Below are 22,399 nucleotides of genomic sequence, written 5' to 3'. Positions count from 1 at the left end.
CGTCTCAGGCTCGGGGGTGGGCTTGAAGGTACGACGACCGCAGGCGGTCCGGACTGACGTGCGTGTAGCGCTGGGTCGTCGCGAGGGTCGCGTGGCCCAAGATCTCCTGAACGCTACGCAGATCCGAGCCTCCCTGCACGAGGTGCGTCGCAGCGGTGTGTCGCAGCGCGTGCGGGGAGACGTCGTCCACGCCTGCCGCGAGGGCGGCCCGGTGCACGAGGGTACGGACCTGACGCTGGTCCATGCGGCCCCCGCGCGTCCCGAGCAGCAGGGCCGGGCCGGTCGTCGGGACGACCAGCGCGGGGCGGCCCCGGTCGAGCCACGCGTCCAGGGCGCGCGCGGCGGGGACGCCGAAGGGGACGACGCGCTCCTTGGCGCCCTTGCCCATGACCCGCAGCAGCCGACCCGAGCGGTCGACGTCGTGCACGTCCGCACCGACCAGCTCGCCGACGCGCACCCCGGTGGCGTAGAGCAGCTCGAGGACGACCCAGTCCCGCAGGGCCCCGGGCTCCCCCGTCGCCTCCGCGGTCGCGCGGGAGACGTCCACCAGACGCGCCGCCGGGGCGAGCGCGAGCGCCGTGGGGAGCTGGTCGCCCGGCTGCGCGGTGACCAGGCGGACGGCGGGGTCGGCCGGGATCAGCCCCTCACCCGCCGCCCACGCGAAGAAGGCACGGACCGCGGCCCCCCGACGCGCGATCGTCGCGCGCGCCAGGCCGCCGCTCACCATGGCGGCGAGCCAGGCGCGCAGCAGGGCCAGGTCGACGTCCTGCCACGCCACGCCGCGTCGCCGCGCGAAGGCCAGCACGTGCTGCAGGTCGCCCCGGTAGGCCCGCACGGTGTGCGGCGACATGCCCCGTGCCACCGCGAGGTGCTGCGCGAACGCGTCGACGACCGCATCGGTCGACGCGGTCCGCACGTCGTCGGTCGGGGGCATGGCCCTACGGTGGCGTGTTCTGCGAGCGCTCACAAGGCGGTCCGGTCACAGTTCACCCGCCCTGTGCCGGAAGATCCCAATCCTCCGTCCGGATCGCCCCGGTCCGTCCCGGTCCAGGACGATCCGCCCGCCGCCACCCACCCGTGACCTCGGTCGCCAGACCCGCCAGCTCCAGGGCACCCAGGGCGCCGGCGACCTCGGGGCCGGACAGCCCCGCGACCCGGGCGAGCGCGTCGAGCCGCGCCCCCTGCCGCACCGGCAGCGCGTCCAGCGTGCGCCGGGCCGCGTCGTCGAGACCGCCGAGGTCGAGTCTGGCGTGCCGGTCCCGCGCGGCCCCCGGTCGCGCGTCGCTCCGACCGCCGGGAGGCGCGCCCGCTCGCGCGGCGTCGAGGCCTCCGGCGAGCTCGAGGACCTCCGCGGCGTCCGTCACGCACACGGCGAGCCCGTCGCGCAGGAGCCGGTGGCAACCGGCGGACGCCGCTGACGTCACCGGCCCGGGCACGGCACCCACGGGTCGCAGCAGGCCCGCCGCGTGGCCGGCCGTGCTGAGCGCGCCGGACCGCCACGCCGCCTCGAGGACGACGGTGGCGCGCGCGGCGCCGGCGATGAGGCGGTTGCGCAGGAGGAACCGCGAGCGGCTCGGCACCGAGCCGGGCGGCACCTCGCTGACGACCGCGCCGCCGCCGTCGGCCATGGCCGCGAGGAGGCGGGCGTTGCCGGCCGGGTACGGGCGGTCCACGCCGCCCGCGAGGAAGGCGACGGTCGGCGCCGCGCTCGCGAGGGCGACCCGGTGGGCCACCGCGTCGATGCCGTACGCGCCGCCGGAGACCACCGTCCAGCCGGCGTCCGCGACGCCCGAGGCCACCTGGGCGGTGACGTGCTCGCCGTAGGCCGTGCACGCGCGGGCGCCGATGAGCGCCACGGACCGTGCGCACAGCCGGGCCAGGTCGCTCGTCCCGCGCACCCACAGGCACGCGGGCGCCGCGGCACCGAGGTCGTCGAGGCCGCTCGGCCAGCCGGCGGCGCCGGGCACCAGCACCGTGACGCCGAGGCGCTGCGCGTGGCGCAGGTCGCGCTCGACGTCCAGCCCGTCGAGCCGTCCGGCCCACCGCAGCGCCGCGGCCGTCAGGCGTCGGCCCGACTCCCCCGCGCCCGGCACGTCCACCTGCCGGCCCGCGCGCACCGCGGGCGCGACCTCGCGCAGCCAGGCGAGCGCGTCCGGCGCGCCGAGGGCGGCCACCAGCGCCCCGGCGACGACGTCGCCGGGCTCGGTGAGCCGGCTCCACGCCACCCGCGCCGCGACCTCGTCGTAGGAGGCCTCGTCGTGGGAGGCCTCGTCGTGCGGGACGTCGCGCGGGACACCCGTCATGAGGCCACCTGCCCGCGGGTCCGCAGGACGAGCGCCTGGGCCACCTGGGGCGGCCCCGGCCGCTCCAGTCCGGCGAGGTCGGCGAGGGTCCACGCGACGCGCAGCACGCGGTCGGCGCCGCGCAGGCTGAGGAGCCCGGTGTCGAGCGCGCGGTCCAGGTCCCGGTGGGTGCCCGGCCCGCCGTGCGCGCGCAGCCAGGCGCCCGTGACCTCGCCGTTGGTGCGCCACGGCGTCCCCGCCAGCCTCGTCCGCGCCGCCGCACGGGCCCGCGCCACCCGCGCCGCGACGGCGACGGTGGGCTCCGGGTCACCGGCGCCGTGGCGGTCGGCCCGCGTCACCGGCAGGACCTCGAGCTGGAGGTCCACCCGGTCCAGCAGCGGACCGGACAGGCGGGCGAAGTAGCGGCGGCGCTGGAGCGCCGTGCACTCGCACGACAGCCCCTTGCCGACCGATCGGCCGCACGGGCACGCGTTGGCGGCCAGGACCAGCTGGAAGCGGGCCGGGAAGCGCGCGCTGCCTCCCGAGCGGTGGATCACGAGCTCGCCGTCCTCGAGCGGCTGGCGCAGCGTCTGCAGCACCCGGGTCGAGAACTCCGGCGCCTCGTCCATGAACAGGACCCCGCGGTGCGCCCGCGACGCCGCCCCCGGCCGTGGCAGTCCGGAGCCGCCGCCGACCACCGCCGCCGGCGTCGCGGTGTGGTGGGGGTTCTCGAACGGTGGCCGGCGCAGCAGCCCGTCCTGGGGCCGGAAGGTGCCCGCGACCGAGTGCACCGCTGTGACCTCGACCGCCTCCTGCTCGTCGAGGTCCGGCAGCAGGCCCGGGAGCCGCTCGGCCAGCATCGTCTTGCCGGCGCCGGGCGGGCCGACCATGAGCAGGTGGTGCCCGCCGGCCGCGGCCACCTCGAGCGCCCACCGCGCGGTGCGCTGCCCGACGACGTCCACCAGGTCCGGTGCCGCCCGGCCCCGCGGCGGCGCGGTCTCGGCGAGCGCGGGCTCGACGTCCGGGAGCTCGTCGAGCTCGGCGCCGTGGGCGACCGCGACCTCGGCCAGCGACGCCGCCGACCAGACCTCCGCGCCGGGCACGAGCCGGGCCTCCTCCGCGTTCGCGGTCGGGACCACCACGCGCGGGAAGCCGGCGGCGACCGCGGCCGCGACGGCCGGGAGGACGCCGCGCACGGGCCGCAGGCGGCCGTCGAGCCCCAGCTCGCCGAGGTGCACCCGGTCCGCCGTCCGGGCGGGGTCGCAGACGCCGGCGCCCGCGAGCACCGCGACCGCGATCGCCAGGTCGAAGGACGCGCCGCCCTTGGGCAGCGACGCCGGGGAGAGGTTGACCGTGATGCGGCGCGACGGCCAGCCGAGCCCCGAGGAGGTCACGCCGGCCCGCACGCGGTCGCGCGCCTCCGCGAGGGAGGCGTCGGGCAGGCCGACGAGCGAGAACCCGGGCAGGGACGCCGCCAGGTGCGCCTCGACCTCGACGAGGTGCCCGGTGAGGCCGACGAGGCAGACGGCGCGCGTGCGCCCCAGCCCCATCACGCGACCCCGGTCAGGTGCTCGACCGTCGCGGCACCGCGCCGGGCGGTCCGCACCGCGACGACGTCGATCCGCACGCTGCGCGGGTGCAGCTCGTGCGCGTCCAGCCACTGGGCGGCGAGGCGCCGCAGACGCGCCAACTTCGCGGGCGTCACCGCCTCGGCCGGGTGCCCGAAGCCGTCGCCGGAGCGCGTCTTGACCTCGACCACGACCAGCTCGTCACCGTGCAGGGCGACGATGTCGAGCTCCCCCGACGGCCCGCGCCAGTTCCGGTCCACCACCTGCCAGCCCGCGGCCGCGAGGTAGGACGCCGCGACGTTCTCCCCGTAGCGCCCGACGGCGTCCTTGGCTCTCATCCGAGACCACCTCCGCCCCGCACGCTGGCAGCGCGGCGGGGGCGGCGGGCGCCGGGACCCTCGGTGCTGTGGACGACGGCGACCGCGCGCACCCTGGGGACGGGCGGGCGGAGCTCGTCAGCGGCGGAAGGTGCCGCCGTCGGGCAGGTCGAGCTCCGTCTTGGCGAGCTCCTCGACGTTGACGTCCTTGAAGGTCACCACGCGGACGGACTTCACGAACCGCGCCGACCGGTAGACGTCCCACACCCAGGCGTCGTTGAGGGTGAGCTCGAAGTACACCTCGCCGGCGGCGGAGCGCACCTGCAGGTCGACCTGGTTGGCCAGGTAGAAGCGCCGCTCGGTCTCGACCACGTAGGAGAAGACGCCCACGACGTCCCGGTACTCGCGGTAGAGCGCGAGCTCCATGTCGGTCTCGTAGTTCTCCAGGTCCTCCGCGCTCACGCGTCCATCATGGACCATCGCAGGGCCTCGTCCGGTCGCGGCGCCGCCGCCGGAGCCCCGAGCTCGGCCAGCACGTCCGCCGTCGGCAGCCGCCAGCTGCGTCGGTGCAGGGGCGTGGGCCCGAGGTCGCGCAGGGCCCGGACGTGCTCGGACGAGCCGTAGCCCTTGTTCTCCTCCCACCCGAACGCGGGGTGCTGCCGCGCGAGCTCGACCATCCGGGCGTCGCGCTCGCACTTGGCGAGCACGCTCGCCGCGGCGACCGAGGCACAGGTGCGGTCGGCCTTGACCCGGGTCCGGACGGCGAGGCCGCCGTGGCGCACGTCGCCGGCGACGGCGGGCGCGTCCGGGTCGTCCTCGAACAGCGAGGCCTGCGCGGGCGGGGACAGCCAGTCGTGGGACCCGTCGAGCAGCACGAGGTCCGGCTCGACCCCGCACGCCACCAGCGCGTCGAGCGCGCGGTGCCCCGCGAGGCGGAGGGCGGCGATGATCCCGAGCGCGTCGATCTCCTCGGGCTGCGCGTGCCCGACGGCGCGCGCCAGCCCCCAGCGACCCAGGGCCGGCAGCAGCCGCTGGCGGGCCAGGGGCGTCAGGAGCTTGGAGTCCGCGACGCCCTGCGGGCAGGTGCGGGTCGTGAGGTCCACCGCGACGGCGCCGACGCTCACGGGTCCGGCGAGCGCGCCGCGGCCCACCTCGTCCATGCCGACGACGACGCGCGCCCCGGCGCGCAGCAGGGCGCGCTCGTGGCGCAGGTCCGGCCGGACCTGCGGGCTCACGGAGTGCCCTGCCCGCTCTCCGGCACGTCCGCGAAGGTGGCGCCGGGGTTGCGCAACGCGTGCCAGCGGTCCACGGGCCACACCGTCACGAAGGCCACGCCGACGACGTTGTCGAGCGGGATGCTGCCGCCGCCGGGCGCGCCCTGCTTGTAGCGGGAGTCCTGGGAGTTCTGCCGGTTGTCGCCCATGACCCACAGCCGGCCCTCGGGGACCTCGGTCGTGAACTCGATCTCGCTCGGCAGGGCGCCGTCGGCCAGGTACGGCTCGTCCAGCGGGACGCCGTTGACCGTGAGGCGGCCCTCGGCGTCGCAGCAGGCGACCGTGTCCCCGGGCAGCCCGATGACGCGCTTGATGAGGTGCTCGCCGGAGTCCTGCGGCACGAGCCCGACGTACGTCAGCACGTCGTTGACGACCGTCCGCCAGCCGGGGGGCGTGGGCTCCGACGGCGGGAGCCAGCCGCCGGGGTCCTTGAAGACGACGATGTCACCCCGGTGCACGTCCAGCGGGCCGGGGGCGAGCTTCGTCACCAGCACGCGGTCCCCGACCATCAGGGTCTGCTCCATCGAGCCGGTCGGGATGAAGAACGCCTGGACGAGGAACGTCTTGATGACGAGCGAGAGCACGAGCGCGCTCACGACGATGATCGCCGTCTCCTTGAGCCACGCGGCCAGCCCGCCGCGACGGCGTTCGCGGCGCGGCGTCCCGTCGGCGGGGGTGGCGGCCTCGTCCTCGGGGGCGCCCCGTCGGCGGTGCTGGGCGGCGGCTCGAGACGTCACCGGACCACTGTGCCATGCCGACCTGGGTGCCACGGCCGGGACGCCGACGGGCGGCCACCCCTGAGGGGTGACCGCCCGTCGGTCGAGAGCTGAAACGCGGTGCTCAGCGGGGAGCCGGCGTCTCGCGCTTCTCCTTGATCTTGGCCTTCTTGCCGCGCAGCTTGCGGAGGTAGTACAGCTTCGCGCGGCGCACGTCACCGCGCGTGACGACCTCGACGCTGTCCAGCGACGGGGAGTGGACCGGGAACGTGCGCTCGACACCGACGCCGAAGCTCACCTTGCGGATGGTGAACGTCTCGCGGACGCCGCCGCCCTGGCGCGCGATGACGACACCCTGGAACGCCTGGATGCGGGAGCGCGAGCCCTCGACGACCTTGACGTTGACCTTGAGCGTGTCACCGGGGCGGAAGTCCGGGATGTCGGAACGCAGCGAGGCCGCGTCGACCGAGTCGAGAATGTGCATGGTGTCACTCCTCAGCGCTGCCACAGGTCAGGCGCGTCATGATGGGCAGCACGGCTGCCTGGTCGGAACAGGTGGTGGGTCCGTCTCCGCCGGCGGGGCGGGCCTCGCGACGACCCTGACGGGATCACGTGCCGCGAGGTGGCTGGACCGCCTCCCCTGTGGCAGAGACGAGCCGACGTACCGCCCGCCAGTGTGCCACACGAGCCCCGGCCCTCACGACTCCGGGCCGGCCTCGCCCTCGGGACGCGCCGGCTCCGGCCCCGCGGGGCCCACGTGCCACCCGAGCCGCTCGAGCAGCGCGCGGTCCGCGGCGTCGAGCTCGTCCGGCACGAGGCGCCGCAGGAGGTCCGGACGCCGCTGCGCGGTCCGCTCGAGCGCCCGGTCGCGACGCCAGCGCTCGATGCGCGCGTGGTGCCCGGAGAGCAGGACGTCGGGCACGTCCATCCCCCGCCAGCTGGGCGGACGCGTGAAGACCGGGTACTCCAGCAGGCCGGCGGCCCCGTGCGACTCCTCGACGAGGGACTGCGGGTTGCCCACCACGCCCGGCAGCAGCCGCGCGACCGCCTCCACGACGACGAGCGCCGCCACCTCTCCCCCGTTGAGGACGTAGTCCCCGATCGACAGCTCGGTGACGCGCACGCCGGCTGCGCGGTAGTGGTCGGCCACGCGCGCGTCGATGCCCTCGTAGCGGCCGCAGGCGAGCACGACGTGGCCCACCCCGGCGAGCCGCTCGGCCGTGCGCTGGGTGAAGAGCTCGCCCGACGGCGTCGGCACGACGAGCTCGACGTCGCCCGGGGCGAGGGAGCCGGAGGCCGCGTCGCCCAGGCCGAGCACGTCGTCGACGGCGGCCCCCCACACGTCGGGGCGCATCACCATGCCGGCGCCGCCGCCGAGCGGGGTGTCGTCGACGGTGCGGTGGCGGTCCGTCGTCCAGTCCCGCAGGTCGTGCACGCGCAGGTCGAGGATCCCCGTCGTGCGCGCCTTGCCGACGAGCGAGAGGTCCAGGGCCGCGAGGTACTCGGGGAAGATCGTGACGACGTCGACGCGCACGTCAGTCCCCGTCGATCTCGTCGTCGTCCACCGGGTCGCTCGCCAGGAGGCCCCGCGGCGGGTCGAGCACGACCCGTCCGCCCGCGACGTCGACGACCGGCACGATCGCGCGCACGAAGGGCACCAGGGTCCGGGCCCCGCCGGTCTCGCGCACGAGGAGGGCGTCCTGGGCCGGCAGGTGCTCGAGGCCCACGACCTCACCGACCACCGTGCCGTCCTCGAGCTCGACCCGCAGGCCCGCGAGCTCGTAGGGGTACCAGGCGTCCTCCTCGTCGGACGCGTCGACCTCCACGACGAGCTCCACGCCGCGCAGCTGCTCGGCCGCCGTGCGGTCGGCGGCCTCGGCGAACCTCACGTACCAGCGCCCCTGCATGTCGCGCGCGTGGGTCACGGTCAGCGGCCCCGCCTGGGCCGGGACGGTGCGCAGCACGGAACCGACCGCGAACCGCTCGGCCGGCGTGTCCGTCCGCACGTCGAGGGACACCTCGCCGCGCAGCCCGTGCGCGCGTCCCACCGTCGCGACCGTGAGCTGCATGAGTCCTCCTCGTCGGGTGCCGGCGCCTGCCGGTCGGTCGTCCGGCCGGTGCCGGACAGGGGTCAGGCCCGGCCCCAGGGTAGGGGCCGGGCCTGACGACTGCGTTCGAGCCTGCTCAGCGCCGGTCGACGTCCACGACGTCGACCCGCACCGCGCCATCGGGCGACAGCGCGCCGACCACCGTGCGCAGTGCGCGGGCGGTGCGGCCGCTGCGACCGATGACCCGACCGAGGTCCTCGGGGTGCACCCGGACCTCGAGGAGCTCACCACGGCGCAGCGAGCGCGCCGTGACCCGGACGTCGTCCGGGTGGTCCACGATGCCGCGGACCAGGTGCTCCAGGGAGTCGGCGAGCATCAGGCCTGGTCCTCGGCGGGCGCCTCGGCAGCCGGGGCGGCGGCAGCGGCGTCGGCCGCGGCCTTCTTCTCGGCGGCGCTGGCCTTGGCCTTCTCGGCGGCGTCGGCGGCAGCGGCGATCGCGGCGGCCGCGTCGGCCGTGCCCTCCTTCACGCGGAGGGTGCCCTCCGTGCCCGGGAGACCCTTGAACTTCTGCCAGTCACCCGTGATCTTGAGCAGGACCTGCACCTGCTCGGTCGGCTGGGCGCCGACACCGAGCCAGTACTGCGCGCGGTCCGAGTCGACCTCGATGAACGAGGGCTCCTCCGTGGGGTGGTACTTGCCGATCTCCTCGATGACGGCCCCGTCGCGCTTGGCGCGGGAGTCGGCGACGACGATGCGGTAGTACGGCGCCCGGATCTTGCCGAGACGCTTCAGACGGATCTTGACGGCCACAGTGGTGGTCTCTCCTGGTTCTGCTGCGGGTGGTCGGCACGCACCGGCCCGTGGGGTAGGTGACGCGTGCTGACCGAGGGACGCGGCGGCGGGCGGGTAGAGGGGCCGTCCGTGCCGGGTACAGCAGGCCATTGTGCCAGATGCCCGGCCCCGGCGTGCCCCCTGCCCGGCCGCGGGATCAGGTGGGCGCGACGACGTCCTCGGGCAGCGCCCGGCCGCGGAGCTCCGGCAGGCCGAGAGCGGCCACGGCGGACACGACGAACGCCGCGGCGAAGGCACCGAAGGTGAGCGCCTGGCCGCCGGCCACCAGGAGCGGCGGCACCGCGAGCGGGGCGAGGATCGAGGCGATGCGCCCGAAGCCGGCGGCCCACCCGGAGCCCGTGCCCCGCAGCGCCGTCGGGTAGATCTCGGGCGTGACGGCGTACAGCGCGCCCCACGCGCCGAGGTTGAAGAACGAGAGGAGCATCCCGGCGACGAGCACGGCGGTGGTGCTGTCCGCGGCACCGAAGAGCGCCGCGGCGCCGGCGGAGCCCACGAGGAAGGAGGCGAGCGTCGCCCGCCGCCCCCACACCTCGATCAGCAGGGCCGCGACCGCGTACCCCGGCAGCTGGGCGAGCGTGATGACGAGCGTGTACCCGAACGACTGCACGAGCGAGTAGCCCTGCTCGACGAGCAGCGACGGCAACCAGATGAACGCGCCGTAGTACGCGAAGTTCACGCCGAACCACACGACCCAGGCCGCGAGCGTGCGCCGCCGCATCGTCCGCGACCACAGCGCGCCCGGGCCTGCGGCCGGCGCCGCCGGGCCGCGGGCCCCGGATCCGGGGGACGCCGTCGGGTCGCCCGGCGGCGACGCCACCCCCGCCGAGGCCTCGAACTCGCGGACGACCCGCTCGGCCTCCGCGCCGCGCCCGGCCCGCTCGAGGAAGCGCACGGACTCGGGCAGCCCGCGCCGCACGACGATCGCGTACAGCGCCGGGACCGCGCCGATCGCCAGGCCCCACCGCCAGCCGTCGTCGCCCGACTGCACGACCAGGTAGCCGATCACCGCCGCGAGGATCCACCCGACCGCCCAGAACGCCTCGAGGAGCACCACCAGGCGCCCGCGGATGCGCGCCGGGGCGAACTCGCTCACGAGCGTCGACGCGACCGGCAGCTCCGCGCCGAGGCCGAGGCCCACCACGAAGCGGAGCGCCATGAGCGACCCGACCGACCAGGCCAGCGCGGACGCCCCCGTCGCGAGCCCGTAGACCAGCAGCGTCAGGGCGAACACCTGGCGGCGCCCCACGCGGTCGGCCAGCAGCCCGCCCAGGCTGGCACCGAGCGCCATGCCGACGAACCCGACGGACGCGATCCACGACATCTGGCCCGGACTCAGCTCCCACTGGACCCGCAGCGCGGCGATGACGAACGAGATCAGCCCGACGTCCATCGCGTCGAGCGCCCAGCCGAGCCCGGAGCCGACGACGAGGCGCCCGTGGCGCCGGCTGAACGGCAGCCGGTCGAGGCGCTCGGAGCGCGTGGGGACGGCCGGAGCGGGAGCGGGGACGGGCACGGTGGTCAGTCTGGCGCACCCGTCCTCAGGCGACCACGCGACCCCGGAGCACCACGGCACCGGGCGCCGCGAGGACGCCGATGTCGGTGCGGGGGTCGGCCGGGTAGACGACGACGTCGGCCGGTGCGCCCTCCGCGATGCCGGGGGCGCCGAGCCAGCGGCGCGTGCGCCAGCTCGCGGCGGCGACGACGTCGGGCGCCGGGACCCCGGCGCGCACGAGCTCGGCCGCCTCGTCGGCGATCCGCCCGTGGGTGATCGTGCCCCCGGCGTCGGTCCCCAGCAGCAGCGGGATGCCCGCGTCGTGCAGGTCCCGGACGTGGTCGTAGCGGCGCGCGTGCATGCGGCGCATGCGCTGCGCGTAGACCGGGTAGCGCACGGCCTGGTCGGCGATCGCGTCGAACTGGGCGACCTGCAGCAGCGTGGGCACGACGGGGATGCCGCGGCGGGCGACCTCGTCGATGAGCTCGGGCGTCAGGCCGGTGCCGTGCTCGAGGCAGTCGACGCCGGCCGCCAGCAGGCCGGGGAGCGCCTCGGTCGAGAACGTGTGCGCCGTGACGCGCGCGCCGTGCTCGTGCGCCACGCGGACGGCCGCCGCGAGGACGTCGTCCGGCCACAGCGGCCGCAGGTCCCCGTCCGGTCCGAGGTCGCGGTCGATCCAGTCGGCGACGAGCTTGACCCACCCGTCCCCGCGGTCCGCCTCCTGCGCGACGGCGGCAGGCAGGTCCGCGACGTCCGCCAGCTCGCGCCCGTAGTGCCGCAGGTAGCGCTTGGGCCGGGCGAGGTGGTGCCCGGCGCGCAGGATCCGGGGCAGGTCGGGGCGCGCGTCCACCCACCGCGTGTCGGCCGGCGACCCGGCGTCGCGGATCAGCAGCGTGCCGGCGTCGCGGTCGGCGAGCGCCTGACCCTCGGCGACGTCCGGCGCGACGGGGCCGTCCGGACCGAGGCCGACGTGGCAGTGCACGTCGACGAGGCCCGGCAGCACCCACCCCTCGAGCGTCGCGGCCGTGGCGGCGCGGCGCCCGCGTGGCGGTGAGAACGTCAGGCGGCCGTCGACCACCCATGCCTCACCGATCTCCTCCGAGTCGTCGAGGACGACGGTCCCGCGCAGGTGCAGCACCGCCGCGCCCGTCAGCGGCCGAGGAACTTCTCGAGGCCCGGGGGCAGCTCGAGCGAGGCGGGGTCCGGCTCCGCCGGCGCCTGGCCACCGAGGCCGAACGCCGAGCCGGCGGGCGCCTTCGGCGCGAGGCCCGCGGCGCGGGCGGCGGCCTCGCGCTCCTGCTGCGCGCGCTTGGCCGGGTTGCCCGACTTGGCCTTGCCCTTCTTGGCCTGCGGCGCCATCCGGCCGCGGGCCTTCTTGCCGCCCATGCCCGGCAGGTTGCCCATGCCGGGCACGGGCATGCCGCCGCCGCGCGCCATCTGCTTCATCATCTTCTGCGCGCCCGCGAAGCGCTCGAGCAGCTGGTTGACGTCGGTCGTCGTCGTGCCGGAGCCGCGGGCGATGCGCGCCCGGCGGGAGCCGTTGATGATCTTGGGGGCGCGGCGCTCGGCGGGCGTCATCGAGCGGATGATCGCCTCGATGCGGTCGACCTCGCGCTCGTCGAAGTTCTCGATCGCGTCGCGCATCTGCCCCATGCCCGGGAGCATCCCGAGCATCTTCTTCATCGAGCCCATCTGACGCAGGCCCTGCATCTGGACCAGGAAGTCCTCGAGCGTGAAGTCCTCGCCGGCCGCGAGCTTGCCCGCCATCGCGTCGGCCTGCTCGGCGTCGAACGCGCGCTCGGCCTGCTCGATGAGCGACAGGACGTCACCCATGTCGAGGATGCGCGAGGCCATCCGGTCGGGGTGGAAGACCTCGAAGTCGGTGAGCTGCTCACCGGTCGAGGCGAAGAGGATCGGGCGGCCGGTCACGCTCGCGACCGAGAGCGCCGCACCGCCGCGCGCGTCGCCGTCGAGCTTGGACAGCACCACGCCGGTGAAGCCGACGCCGTCGGCGAAGGCCTGGGCCGTGGTGACGGCGTCCTGGCCGATCATCGCGTCGATGACGAAGAGGACCTCGTCGGGCTGGACCGCCTCCCGGATGTCCGCGGCCTGCTGCATCATGTCGGCGTCGACGCCGAGCCGGCCGGCCGTGTCGACGATGACGACGTCGTGCTCGCGACGGCGCGCCGTCTCCACGCCCTCCCGCGCGACCACGACGGGGTCGCCCGCGGGCATCGCGAGCTCGTGGCCCTCCTGCGCACCGGGGTGCGGGGCGTAGACCGGCACGCCCGCGCGCTCGCCGACGACCTGCAGCTGCGTCACCGCGTTCGGGCGCTGCAGGTCAGCCGCGACCAGCATCGGCGTGTGGCCCTGCTCGCGCAGGTGCCGCGCCAGCTTGCCCGCGAGCGTCGTCTTACCGGCACCCTGCAGACCCGCGAGCATGATGACGGTCGGCGGGTTCTTCGCGAACCGCAGCGGGCGCTGCTCGCCGCCGAGGATCCCGATGAGCTCGTCGTTGACGATCTTGACGACCTGCTGCGCGGGGTTCAGCGCGCCGGAGACCTCGGCCGACAGCGCGCGCTCGCGGACCCGCCCGGTGAACTCGCGGACCACGCTGACGGCGACGTCGGCGTCGAGGAGCGCACGCCGGATCTCGCGGACGGTCGCGTCGATGTCGGCCTCGGAGAGCCTGCCCTTGGTGCGCAGGTTCTTGAAGGTCGACGTCAGACGGTCGGACAGCGTGGCGAACACGGATGGACCTCACCGGGCGTGGGGGACGTGCGGACGACGCGACGGCGCCGGGCTTCAGGGTACTCGCAGCGCCCCGTCCGGCCCCGCGGTGAGCCGGGCCCGCGCCCTCTCGGTGAGGTCGTCCACCAGGCGCGCCCGCCACGGTGACCAGGTGGCCGGCCCCGCGGCCGACGCGTCGGCCTCCGTGAGGGCGCGCAGCACGTCGAGCAGCTCGACCCTGCCGTCGACCGCCACGCAGAGCTCCTCGATCGTCGCGGGGTCGTCGGGGTCGCGCTGCGTCGCGAGCTGGGCCAGCGTGAGGTGGTGGCGCACGAGGCGGGCGACGTCGTCGGCCTCGGCGGGCTCGACCCCCATCCGGGCGAGGATCGCCGGCACCAGGCGGGCCCCCTCCACGCTGTGGTCCTCGGCACCGGGACGCTTGCCGATGTCGTGCAGCAGGGCGGCCAGCAGCAGCGTGTCCCCCGCCGCGAGGCCCCGGCGCGCCCGGGCCGCCCGCGCCGCGGTCTCGACGAGGTGCCTGTCGACCGTGTGCCGGTGGATCGGCGACCGCTGCGGCCGGTTGCGGACCTGAGCCCACTCCGGGATCCACGAGGTGACCACGCCCGCCAGGTCGAGCGTCTCCCACACGGGGATCTGGGCCGGGCCGCTCGCGAGCAGCGCGAGCAGGTGGCCCCGCGCGGCGGCGGGCCACGGCTCCGGCAGCGCAGGCGTGCGGGCGATGCTCTCGACCGTGACCGGGGACAGGGGCAGGCCCGTGCGCGCCGCGGTCGCCGCCGCCCGCAGGCCGAGCAGCGCGTCGTCCTCGGGCCGCACGCCGGCCGCCAGGACCAGCTCGCCGTCGTGCTCGACGAGACCGTCGCCCACGGAGCGCAGGCGCGGGGCCGTGCGGCGGCCCCGCACCAGCACGGGCCGGCGCAGCGACGGTCGCGCGAGCGCCTGGCGCGCGTGGCGCACCGTCGTGTCGAGCGCGTGCGAGATCGTGCGGCCGGCCTCCGCCAGCCCCGCCAGGAGGTCGTCCGCGTCGCCCGTCCCGAGCAGGGCCGCGACCTCGTCCTGGTCGGCGCGCAGCAGGCGGTTGGTCGGCCGCCGCGTCACCAGGTGCACCGCGTCGCGCACGTCCAGCAGGTGCGCGTAGGCGTCGTCGACGGCGCCGTGGGGCCGGTCGGTGAGCCAGGTCGCGGCCAGCGCGAAGACGACCACGGCGTCCCGGATGCCGCCCCGCGCCTCCTTGAGGTCGGGCTCCACGAGGTACGCCAGCTCCCCCGAGCGCTCGGCGCGCGTGCGCGTCGTGGTCAGCAGCTCGGGCAGCCGGCGCCGGGCGGCCGAGCGCCAGTCCTCCAGCAGCGCGGTGCGCGCGCGCTGCACGACGGTGCGGTCCCCCGCGACGTGACGCAGGTCGAGCAGGCCGACGGCTGCGGGCAGGTCGGCGGTCGCGACCTGGCGGCACTGGGCCAGGGACCGGACCGAGTGGTCCAGGTCGAGGCCGGCGTCCCAGATCGGGTACCAGAGCCGCTCCGCGAGGCCCGCGACCTCCTCCGCGCGGTGGCTGCGCCCGTCGTGGACGAGGAGCAGGTCGAGGTCGCTCGCGGGGCTCGCGTCGCCGCGGCCGAGGCTCCCCACGGCACCGAGGGCGATCCCGGTGGGGGCCGTCTCGCCGATCGCGGAGTCCCACAGCTCGGCGAGCCGCGCGATCGCGAGCTGGGTGAGCGCCCCGCGGCGCACGGCCCCGTCGGCGCCGGGTCCGGTCATCCGGGCGGCCAGCCGGAGCCGATCAGCCTTGAGGTCCCGCACCCCCACGGACCCGGCCGGAGCCGGGTCCGCCGGGGGAGGCGGGACCTCGAGGGAAGGGCGTCCGACCGCGTCCGGTTCGACGGGCGGTCGTTGCGTCATCGGGCTACAGCGCGTCCACGCCGTGCTCGCCGGTGCGCACCCGCGCCACGTCGTCCACGGGCACGGTCCACACCTTGCCGTCGCCGATCTTGCCCGTCTGGGCCGCCATGACGATCGCGTTGGTGACGGCCGTCGAGTCCTCGTCGTCGACCAGGATCTCGACGCGGACCTTGGGGATGAGGTCCACCGTGTACTCCGCGCCGCGGTAGACCTCGGTGTGCCCGCGCTGCCGGCCGTAGCCGCTGGCCTCGCTGACCGTCATGCCGCGGATCCCGGCCGCCTCGAGCGCCGACTTCACGTCGTCGAGCCGGTGCGGCTGGATGATTCCCGTGACGAGCTTCATGCCTTCACCTCCGTCGTGGGACGAGCCGCGCTCGCCGCCGTGTAGCCACCGTCGCCCGAACCCATGCGGGCGCCGCCGAGCGTCTCGTACGCGGACTCGCCGTGCACGGCGAGGTCCACGCCGCCCTGCTCCTGCTCGTCCGGGACGCGCAGGCCGATGGTGGCCTTGAGGGCGAGGGCGATGATCGCCGTGACGACCGCGCTGAACACCATCGCGGCGACCGCGACGATGGTCTGCGTGAGCAGCTGGGTGATGCCGCCGCCGTAGAGCAGGCCCTGGAGCGCACCGTCCGGGTACCACGTGCCGTTGACGCCCTCGCCGACGTTCGCGAAGAGGCCGATGAGCACCGTGCCGACGAGGCCACCGACGAGGTGGACGCCGACGACGTCGAGCGAGTCGTCGTACCCGAACCGGTACTTCAGGCCGACCGCCAGGGCGCACAGGACACCCGCGACCGCACCGATGACGAGGGCACCGAACGTGTCGACGGCCGCGGCGGCGGGCGTGATCGCGACGAGGCCGGCGACGACGCCCGAGGCGCCGCCGAGCGACGTGGCGTGACCGTCGCGGATCTTCTCGGTGACGAGCCAGGCGAGCATGGCCAGGCCGGTGGCGACCAGCGTGTTGACCCAGGCCCGGCCGGCGGTGCCGTCGGCCGCGAACTCGGAGCCCGCGTTGAAGCCGAACCAGCCGAACCACAGCAGGGCCGCGCCGAGCATGACGAACGGGAGGTTGTGGGGGCGCATCGGCTCCTTGCCGAAGCCCTTGCGCTTGCCGAGGATGATCGCGAGCACGAGGCCCGCCACGCCGGCGTTGATGTGGACGACGGTGCCGCCCGCGAAGTCGATCGGCACGGACAGGCCGGCCGTGATGCCGTCGCCGCCCAGGAGGCCGCCGCCCCAGACCATGTGGGCCATGGGGATGTAGACGAACGTCACCCACAGGCCGGCGAAGACCATCCAGGAGCCGAACTTCATGCGCTCGGCCACAGCGCCGGAGATCAGGGCCACGGTGATGATCGCGAAGGTGGCCTGGAAGCCCGCGGCCACGAGCGCCGGGACCCCGGACCCCGCCATCAGGCTCTGGTCGTCGGTGATGGAGTTGAGGCCGAAGTACTCGGTCGGGTTGCCGATGATGCCGCCGATGTCGGTCCCGAAGGTGGCCGAGTAGCCGTAGAGCACCCAGATGACGCTCACCAGGCCGAGGGCCCCGAAGCTCATCATCATCATGTTGAGAACGGACTTGCCGCGCACCATGCCGCCGTAGAAGAACGCCAGTCCCGGCGTCATGAGCAGCACGAGCGCGGACGCTGTGAGGATCCAGGCTGTGTTGCCCGTGTCCAGCGCGAATTCCATAGAGATCGCCTCTCCCTCGCCAGCCGGGCGGCTGGTCCGGGATCAGCGTGGTGGAGGGCTGTTTCCCGCCAGCGCCTGTCGCGTTACGGCGGGGTGACATGACGCCGCCGGACGTGAACGTCGTGTTTCGCGGACGATCACGCCCGGCGGTACGCCCCGTTCTTCGCGCAGGTCAGGACTGCAGGAGCCCGTCGACGAACGCCTCCGGCTCGAACGGCGCGAGGTCGTCGGCGCCCTCCCCCAGACCGACGAGCTTGACCGGGACGCCGAGCTCGCGCTGCACGGCCACGACGATGCCGCCCTTCGCGGTGCCGTCGAGCTTGGTGAGCACGATGCCCGTCACACCGGCGACCTCACCGAAGACGCGCGCCTGGTTGAGGCCGTTCTGACCCGTCGTCGCGTCCAGGACCAGCAGGACCTCACGGATCGGCGCGTTGCGGGACAGCACGCGCGTGATCTTGCCGAGCTCGTCCATGAGCCCCGCCTTGTTCTGCAGCCGGCCCGCGGTGTCCACGAGCACGACGTCGGCGCCGTCGCTCACGCCGCGGCGCACGGCGTCGAAGGCCACGGCCGCGGGGTCGGCGCCGTCGCGGTCCGAGCGCACGGTCGGCACGCCGACGCGGGCACCCCAGGTCTGCAGCTGGTCGGCCGCGGCCGCACGGAACGTGTCGGCCGCGCCGAGCACCACGCTGCGCCCCTCGGCTACCAGCACGCGCGCCAGCTTGCCGACGGTCGTCGTCTTCCCGGTGCCGTTGACGCCCACCACCAGGACGACGGCGGGGTGCGGCCCGCCGTCGCCGTCCGGCTCCTGCGCGGGGCGCAGGTCCAGGGTGCGGTCCAGGGAGGGGTCGACCAGCGCGAGCAGCTGCTCGCGCAGCAGGTCACGCACCGCCGCGGGCTCGCGCACGCCGAGCACGCGCACCCGCTCGCGCAGCGCGTCGACCAGCTCGGTCGTCGGGCCGGCGCCGACGTCGGCGAGCAGGAGGGTCTCCTCGATCTCGTCCCAGTCGTCCTCGGTGAGGTGGTCGCGCGAGAGCACCGCGAGCAGGCGGGTGCCGAGCGGCGAGCCGGAGCGGGCGAGCCGCTCGCGCAGCCGCACGAGGCGACCGGCGACCGGTTCGGGACGCTCGAGCGCGGGCGCCGCCTCGAGCTCGTCGGCCCCGACCTCGGGCGCGGCCGTGTCGGGGGCGCCGGTGTCGGGACGCTCGAGGACGTCAGTGCCCGCGGAGGTGGACGGCCGGGAAGCCGCGGACGCACCGTCGCCGGGCCCCCCGGGCCGGGTGTCGGCAGGGCCGGTGCCGGGACGGCGGCCACGCCGCCGCAGCCCCACCGCGGCGAGGCCGACGACGACCAGTGCGGGCAGACCGACGAGGAGGAGGTCAGAGAGCTCGTTCACGGGAGCAGTCTCTCAGGCCCCGACCGCCGGGGGCGCGTTCAGCGCCCGGCGTCCGCCCGGGCGCGCGCGGCGTCGTCGGCGGAGGTGCGCTGGTGCGGCAGCGCCCGCTTCGTGGCCCGCGCGAGGGTGCTGAGGATCTCGTCGGGCTGCACGTAGTCGCGGTCCTCGGGCGAGCCGATGGCGAAGATGTCCTCGACCGAGCCCGAGTCCGCCTCCGCGACCTCGGCCATCTCCTGGCGCAGGCCCGTGAGCACGCCGCCCCGGCGCCCCCGGCGCAGGCCCGCCCGTAGGTCCGCCCAGAACTCCCCCGGCCCGCGCGACGAGCGCCCGCTCGCGCTGTTGGCGACGAGCAGGACGACGCCCGCGACGACGAGCGCGACGACGATCCACGCGACCACTGGTGCCATACCGCCAGTATCGCCACGGCCCCCGGTGCCCGGGCGGCGCACGACGCGGCCACCGGTCGATCGCCACACGATCTCCACACCCCGGCGCGGGCGTCAGGCGGTGGTCTCCTCGCGCATGCGCTGGCTGATCACGGTCGTGACGCCGTCGCCGCGCATGGTCACGCCGTACAGCGCGTCGGCGATCTCCATCGTGCGCTTCTGGTGCGTCACGACGATGAGCTGGCTGTCCTGCTGGAGCTCGGTGAAGATCTCGAGCAGCCGGCCGAGGTTGGCGTCGTCGAGCGCCGCCTCGACCTCGTCCATGACGTAGAACGGGCTCGGCCGGGCCTTGAAGATCGCCACGAGCAGCGCCACCGCCGTCAGGGAGCGCTCGCCGCCGGAGAGCAGCGAGAGCCGCTTGACCTTCTTGCCCGCCGGACGCGCCTCGACGTCGACGCCCGTCGTGAGCATGTCGGACGGGTCGGTGAGCACCAGCCGCCCCTCACCGCCCGGGAACAGGCGCGAGAAGACCCGCTCGAACTGGACCTCGGTGTCCCGGTAGGCGTCGGCGAAGACCTGCTCGACGCGCTCGTCGATCTCCTTGACGATCTGGAGCAGGTCCGCGCGGCTCTTCTTGAGGTCCGCCAGCTGGGTCGTCAGGAACGTGTGCCGCTCCTCGAGCGCGGCGAACTCCTCGAGCGCGAGCGGGTTGACCCGGCCGAGCAGCGAGAGCGCCCGCTCGGCGGCGCGCAGGCGCTTCTCCTGCTCCGCGCGGACGTACGGCACCGCCGTGGGCTCGCCGTCGTCCGTCGCCGGCACCGGGACCGGTCGGTCGGGACCGAACTCCTCGAGCAGCACCTGGGGGTCGAGGCCGAGGTCCTCGACCGCCCGGGTCTGGAGCTGCTCGATGCGCAGCGCCTGCTGCGCGCGGGCGACCTCGTCGCGGTGGGCCACGTCCGTGAGCTCGCGCAGCTCGCCCGCCCAGCGGTCGACGTCGGCGCGCACCGCGACCAGCTGTGTGTCGCGCTCCGCGCGCGCCGCCTCGGCGGCCTCGCGCGCGCGGGTGGCGAGGCGCAGCGACTCCTCGAGCGCGGCGAGCGCCGTCGTGGCGCCCGCGCGGACGGCCTCCGCGCGGCGCGACTGGGCCGCGCGCTGCATCGCGCGCCGGGCCGCGCGGGCGCGGGCCTCCCGCTCGGCCGCCGCCGCGCGCTCGAGCGACTGCGCGCGGCCGGACAGCGCCCGGGCGCGCTCCTCGCTCGTGCGCAGCGTCAGCCGGGCCTCGGTCTCGCGTGCCCGCGCGGCGGTCGCCCGCGCCGCCGCCTCGTCGCGCGCCGCCGTGGCCGCCTCGATGCCGTCCTGGGACTCCGCCGGGTCGGACTCCGCGTGCTCGAGCCGCTCGGCGAGCGACGCGAGCTCGACCTGGTCGGCCGCCAGCCGCTCCTGCGCGGCGGCGAGCGCGGTCCGTGCCCGGTCGGCCTCGGCGCGGGCGGCGCGGGCCACGGACCCGAGGTGGCCGAGCTGCTCGGCGACGGCCGCGAGCGCGGCGTCGGACTCGTGCAGGCGCTCGAGCGTGGCCTCGTGCGCCGTGCGCGCCTCATCCTGGGCCCGCTGGGCGGCCACGAGCTCGAACCGGGTGCGCTCCGCGCGCGCGACGGCCTCGGTGACCCGCTCGCGCGCGTCGTCCAGGGCCGCCTGCATCTCGAGCGCGCTCGGGGCGCTCGCCGAGCCGCCGGCCGCGCGCACCGCGCCGAGCAGGTCGCCCGTCCGCGTCACGGCGACGAGCTCGGGCCGGGCCGCCACGAGGGCGCGCGCGTGCGCGAGGCCCTCCACGACGACGACGTCGGCCAGCAGCGCGTGGACCGCGCCCGCGACGTGCGGTGGGCACTGCACGAGGTCCAGGGCCGCGACGGCGCCGTCGGGCAGGTCCGCCGGGCGCGACGGGGCGGCGTCCGCGGCCCGGGCGACGACGAGGGTCGCGCGCCCGGCGTCGTCGGTGCGCAGCCGGCGCAGCGCGTCGACCGCCGCGTCGACGGACTCGACGGCCACGGCGTCGGCGGCGGCGCCGAGCGCGGCGGCGATCGCGTCCTCGAAGCCCGGCTCGACGCCGAGCAGGGCCGCGACGGACCCGAGCGTGCCCGGCAGGTCGTCGGCCGCGAGCAGCGCACCGGCGCCGTCCTTGCGCACGAGGCTCATCTCCAGCGCCTCGACGCGCGCGGTCCAGGTCGCCCGGTCGCGCTCGGCGACCTGCTCGCTCTCGCGGAGCGCCGTGACGCGCGTCGTCGCCGTCTCGAGCGCCTCGGTGGCGGCCTCGTGGGCGGCGTCGAGGCCCTCCTCGCCCTCCTCGGCCCCCGCCACCTGCGACTCGAGCGCGGTGAACTCGAGGGTGGCCTGGTGGCCCCGGCGCTCGGCCGCGGCGAGCGACTCCTGCAGGCGGCCGATCTCCGCCTCGGTGGCCTCGCAGCGGCTGCGCCGCGCGGCGACCTGCCCGGCCAGCCGGGCGAGGCCCTCGCGGCGGTCGGCGACGGCCCGCTGCAGCGTCGCGACGCGCCGCTCCGCCTCCCGTGCCTCGTTCTCGGCCTCCGTCCGCTGCGCGGTCGCGGCCTCGACCGCGACGCGCGCCAGCTCGACCTCGGCCGCCAGCTCGGCCTCGGCGGCCCGCGCGCGCTCGGCCTGGGCGTCGAGGTCGTCGGGGTCACGCCCGCCCGGCTCGGCGTCGCGCTCGGCGGACCCCAGCAGGCGCAGCCGTTCCGCCGCGAGGGTCTGGGTGCCGCGCAGCCGCTCGCGCACCGACGAGAGCCGGTACCAGACCTCGCTCGCCTCGGAGAGCTCGGGAGCCGCCGCGGCGGCCGCCGTCTCGAGCGCCCCGAGCCGCGCCCGGGCCTGCGCCAGCCCTGCCTCGACCTCCTCGCGCCGCGCCCGCAGCGCCGTCTCGTCGGCGATCTCCTGCTCGAGCGTCGCCGTGAGCTGGGCGAGGTCGTCGGCGAGGAGGCGGGCACGCGCGTCGCGCAGGTCGGACTGGACCGTCTGGGCCTTGCGGGCGACCTCTGCCTGCCGCCCGAGCGGGCCCAGCTGGCGCCGGATCTCCGCGGTGAGGTCGCCCAGGCGCGTGAGGTTGGCCTGCATCGCGTCGAGCTTGCGTAGCGCCTTGTCCTTGCGCTTGCGGTGCTTGAGGACGCCGGCGGCCTCCTCGATGAAGCCGCGGCGCTCCTCGGGCGTCGCACGCAGGACGGCGTCGAGCTGGCCCTGGCCGACGATGACGTGCATCTCCCGGCCCAGGCCCGAGTCCGAGAGCAGGTCCTGGATGTCGAGCAGGCGGCACGCCGAGCCGTTGATCGCGTACTCGGACCCGCCGCTGCGGAAGAGCGTGCGGGAGATCGTCACCTCGGTGTAGTCGATCGGCAGCGCGCCGTCGGTGTTGTCGATCGTCAGGCTCACCTCGGCGCGGCCCAGCGGCGGGCGGCCGGACGTGCCGGCGAAGATGACGTCCTCCATCTTGCCGCCGCGAAGCGACTTCGCGCCCTGCTCCCCCATGACCCAGGCCAGCGCGTCGACGACGTTCGACTTGCCCGAGCCGTTGGGTCCGACCACGCACGTCACGCCCGGCTCGAAGCGCAGGGTCGTCGCCGACGCGAACGACTTGAAGCCGCGCAGGGTCAGCGTCTTGAGGTGCACGGGGCGAGCCTACGGGCGGCGCCCCGTCCGCCGGGTCAGGCGGGCGGGGCGTCGCGC

General features: G+C 76.0%; 21 protein-coding genes. All 21 read right to left on the bottom strand.

Annotated elements, in window-relative coordinates:
* Positions 1-4 precede the first annotated feature (4 nt).
* A complete protein-coding gene (locus H2O74_RS05990; RefSeq protein WP_182113567.1) occupies positions 5-934 on the bottom strand; it encodes a tyrosine recombinase XerC in 930 nt (309 codons plus the stop codon).
* A gap of 52 nt (positions 935-986) precedes the next feature.
* A complete protein-coding gene (dprA, locus tag H2O74_RS05985; RefSeq protein WP_182113566.1) occupies positions 987-2,303 on the bottom strand; it encodes a DNA-processing protein DprA in 1,317 nt (438 codons plus the stop codon).
* A complete protein-coding gene (locus H2O74_RS05980) occupies positions 2,300-3,832 on the bottom strand; it encodes a YifB family Mg chelatase-like AAA ATPase (protein ID WP_182113565.1) in 1,533 nt (510 codons plus the stop codon). The genes dprA and H2O74_RS05980 overlap by 4 nt, the downstream gene beginning before the upstream one ends.
* Positions 3,832-4,188, bottom strand: a complete 357-nt coding sequence (locus tag H2O74_RS05975) for a YraN family protein (protein WP_182113564.1) — start codon at positions 4,186-4,188, stop codon at positions 3,832-3,834. The genes H2O74_RS05980 and H2O74_RS05975 overlap by 1 nt, the downstream gene beginning before the upstream one ends.
* Positions 4,189-4,305: 117 nt before the next feature.
* The gene (locus H2O74_RS05970) at positions 4,306-4,629 is read right to left on the bottom strand and encodes a DUF2469 domain-containing protein (RefSeq protein ID WP_182113563.1); all 324 of its coding nucleotides are present in this window, start codon (positions 4,627-4,629) and stop codon (positions 4,306-4,308) included.
* Positions 4,626-5,402 (bottom strand): ribonuclease HII, encoded by a 777-nt coding sequence (locus H2O74_RS05965; RefSeq protein WP_255491811.1) that lies wholly within the window; start codon positions 5,400-5,402, stop codon positions 4,626-4,628. The genes H2O74_RS05970 and H2O74_RS05965 overlap by 4 nt, the downstream gene beginning before the upstream one ends.
* A complete protein-coding gene (lepB, locus tag H2O74_RS05960; protein WP_182113562.1) occupies positions 5,399-6,178 on the bottom strand; it encodes a signal peptidase I in 780 nt (259 codons plus the stop codon). Before lepB ends, H2O74_RS05965 begins: the two co-directional genes overlap by 4 nt.
* Before the next feature lie 103 nt (positions 6,179-6,281).
* Positions 6,282-6,641 carry a 50S ribosomal protein L19 gene (gene rplS, locus H2O74_RS05955; RefSeq protein ID WP_182113561.1) on the bottom strand — a complete coding sequence of 120 codons (360 nt, stop codon included), beginning with the start codon at positions 6,639-6,641 and terminating at the stop codon, positions 6,282-6,284.
* Between the two features lie 213 nt (positions 6,642-6,854).
* On the bottom strand, positions 6,855-7,691 hold the full coding sequence (gene trmD, locus H2O74_RS05950) for a tRNA (guanosine(37)-N1)-methyltransferase TrmD (RefSeq protein WP_182113560.1): 837 nt from the start codon (positions 7,689-7,691) through the stop codon (positions 6,855-6,857).
* 1 nt (position 7,692) lies between these two features.
* A complete protein-coding gene (gene rimM / locus H2O74_RS05945; RefSeq protein ID WP_182113559.1) occupies positions 7,693-8,226 on the bottom strand; it encodes a ribosome maturation factor RimM in 534 nt (177 codons plus the stop codon).
* Between the two features lie 115 nt (positions 8,227-8,341).
* Positions 8,342-8,581 carry an RNA-binding protein gene (locus H2O74_RS05940; protein WP_182113558.1) on the bottom strand — a complete coding sequence of 80 codons (240 nt, stop codon included), beginning with the start codon at positions 8,579-8,581 and terminating at the stop codon, positions 8,342-8,344.
* On the bottom strand, positions 8,581-9,015 hold the full coding sequence (rpsP, locus tag H2O74_RS05935) for a 30S ribosomal protein S16 (protein ID WP_182113557.1): 435 nt from the start codon (positions 9,013-9,015) through the stop codon (positions 8,581-8,583). Before rpsP ends, H2O74_RS05940 begins: the two co-directional genes overlap by 1 nt.
* Positions 9,016-9,193: 178 nt before the next feature.
* Positions 9,194-10,570, bottom strand: a complete 1,377-nt coding sequence (locus tag H2O74_RS05930) for an MFS transporter (protein WP_182113556.1) — start codon at positions 10,568-10,570, stop codon at positions 9,194-9,196.
* Positions 10,571-10,595: 25 nt separating this feature from the next.
* A complete protein-coding gene (locus H2O74_RS05925) occupies positions 10,596-11,687 on the bottom strand; it encodes an amidohydrolase family protein (RefSeq protein ID WP_255491810.1) in 1,092 nt (363 codons plus the stop codon).
* Between the two features lie 11 nt (positions 11,688-11,698).
* Positions 11,699-13,300 carry a signal recognition particle protein gene (ffh, locus tag H2O74_RS05920; RefSeq protein WP_182113555.1) on the bottom strand — a complete coding sequence of 534 codons (1,602 nt, stop codon included), beginning with the start codon at positions 13,298-13,300 and terminating at the stop codon, positions 11,699-11,701.
* A 54-nt stretch (positions 13,301-13,354) separates the two neighbouring features.
* Positions 13,355-15,190: a [protein-PII] uridylyltransferase gene (locus tag H2O74_RS05915; RefSeq protein ID WP_182113554.1), complete on the bottom strand. Its 1,836-nt coding sequence runs from the start codon at positions 15,188-15,190 to the stop codon at positions 13,355-13,357.
* 4 nt (positions 15,191-15,194) lie between these two features.
* Complete coding sequence (locus tag H2O74_RS05910; RefSeq protein WP_182113553.1) at positions 15,195-15,533, bottom strand: P-II family nitrogen regulator; 339 nt, start codon at positions 15,531-15,533, stop codon at positions 15,195-15,197.
* On the bottom strand, positions 15,530-16,888 hold the full coding sequence (locus H2O74_RS05905; protein ID WP_182113552.1) for an ammonium transporter: 1,359 nt from the start codon (positions 16,886-16,888) through the stop codon (positions 15,530-15,532). Before H2O74_RS05905 ends, H2O74_RS05910 begins: the two co-directional genes overlap by 4 nt.
* A gap of 172 nt (positions 16,889-17,060) precedes the next feature.
* Positions 17,061-18,284, bottom strand: a complete 1,224-nt coding sequence (ftsY, locus tag H2O74_RS05900; RefSeq protein WP_182113551.1) for a signal recognition particle-docking protein FtsY — start codon at positions 18,282-18,284, stop codon at positions 17,061-17,063.
* A gap of 38 nt (positions 18,285-18,322) precedes the next feature.
* Positions 18,323-18,691: a hypothetical protein gene (locus tag H2O74_RS05895; protein ID WP_182113550.1), complete on the bottom strand. Its 369-nt coding sequence runs from the start codon at positions 18,689-18,691 to the stop codon at positions 18,323-18,325.
* Between the two features lie 93 nt (positions 18,692-18,784).
* Positions 18,785-22,342 carry a chromosome segregation protein SMC gene (smc, locus tag H2O74_RS05890; RefSeq protein ID WP_182113549.1) on the bottom strand — a complete coding sequence of 1,186 codons (3,558 nt, stop codon included), beginning with the start codon at positions 22,340-22,342 and terminating at the stop codon, positions 18,785-18,787.
* Positions 22,343-22,399: the final 57 nt, after the last annotated feature.

This window comes from Actinotalea sp. JY-7876 (genome assembly GCF_014042015.1).
Lineage (GTDB): Bacteria > Actinomycetota > Actinomycetes > Actinomycetales > Cellulomonadaceae > Actinotalea.
The sequence above is the reverse complement of the archived record's forward strand: the minus strand, read 5'-3'. Positions and strand labels throughout refer to the sequence as shown.

What these genes read in the sequence shown, in the direction of transcription:
- H2O74_RS05980 (WP_182113565.1), bottom strand. Translation starts at nt 3,832, where the DNA reads ATGGGGCTGGGGCGCACGCGCGCCGTCTGCCTCGTCGGCCTCACCGGG.
- H2O74_RS05990 (WP_182113567.1), bottom strand. Translation starts at nt 934, where the DNA reads ATGCCCCCGACCGACGACGTGCGGACCGCGTCGACCGATGCGGTCGTC.
- H2O74_RS05975 (WP_182113564.1), bottom strand. Translation starts at nt 4,188, where the DNA reads ATGAGAGCCAAGGACGCCGTCGGGCGCTACGGGGAGAACGTCGCGGCG.
- H2O74_RS05940 (WP_182113558.1), bottom strand. Translation starts at nt 8,581, where the DNA reads ATGCTCGCCGACTCCCTGGAGCACCTGGTCCGCGGCATCGTGGACCAC.
- dprA (WP_182113566.1), bottom strand. Translation starts at nt 2,303, where the DNA reads ATGACGGGTGTCCCGCGCGACGTCCCGCACGACGAGGCCTCCCACGAC.
- H2O74_RS05915 (WP_182113554.1), bottom strand. Translation starts at nt 15,190, where the DNA reads ATGACGCAACGACCGCCCGTCGAACCGGACGCGGTCGGACGCCCTTCC.
- rplS (WP_182113561.1), bottom strand. Translation starts at nt 6,641, where the DNA reads ATGCACATTCTCGACTCGGTCGACGCGGCCTCGCTGCGTTCCGACATC.
- H2O74_RS05895 (WP_182113550.1), bottom strand. Translation starts at nt 18,691, where the DNA reads ATGGCACCAGTGGTCGCGTGGATCGTCGTCGCGCTCGTCGTCGCGGGC.
- rimM (WP_182113559.1), bottom strand. Translation starts at nt 8,226, where the DNA reads ATGCAGCTCACGGTCGCGACGGTGGGACGCGCGCACGGGCTGCGCGGC.
- H2O74_RS05910 (WP_182113553.1), bottom strand. Translation starts at nt 15,533, where the DNA reads ATGAAGCTCGTCACGGGAATCATCCAGCCGCACCGGCTCGACGACGTG.
- H2O74_RS05905 (WP_182113552.1), bottom strand. Translation starts at nt 16,888, where the DNA reads ATGGAATTCGCGCTGGACACGGGCAACACAGCCTGGATCCTCACAGCG.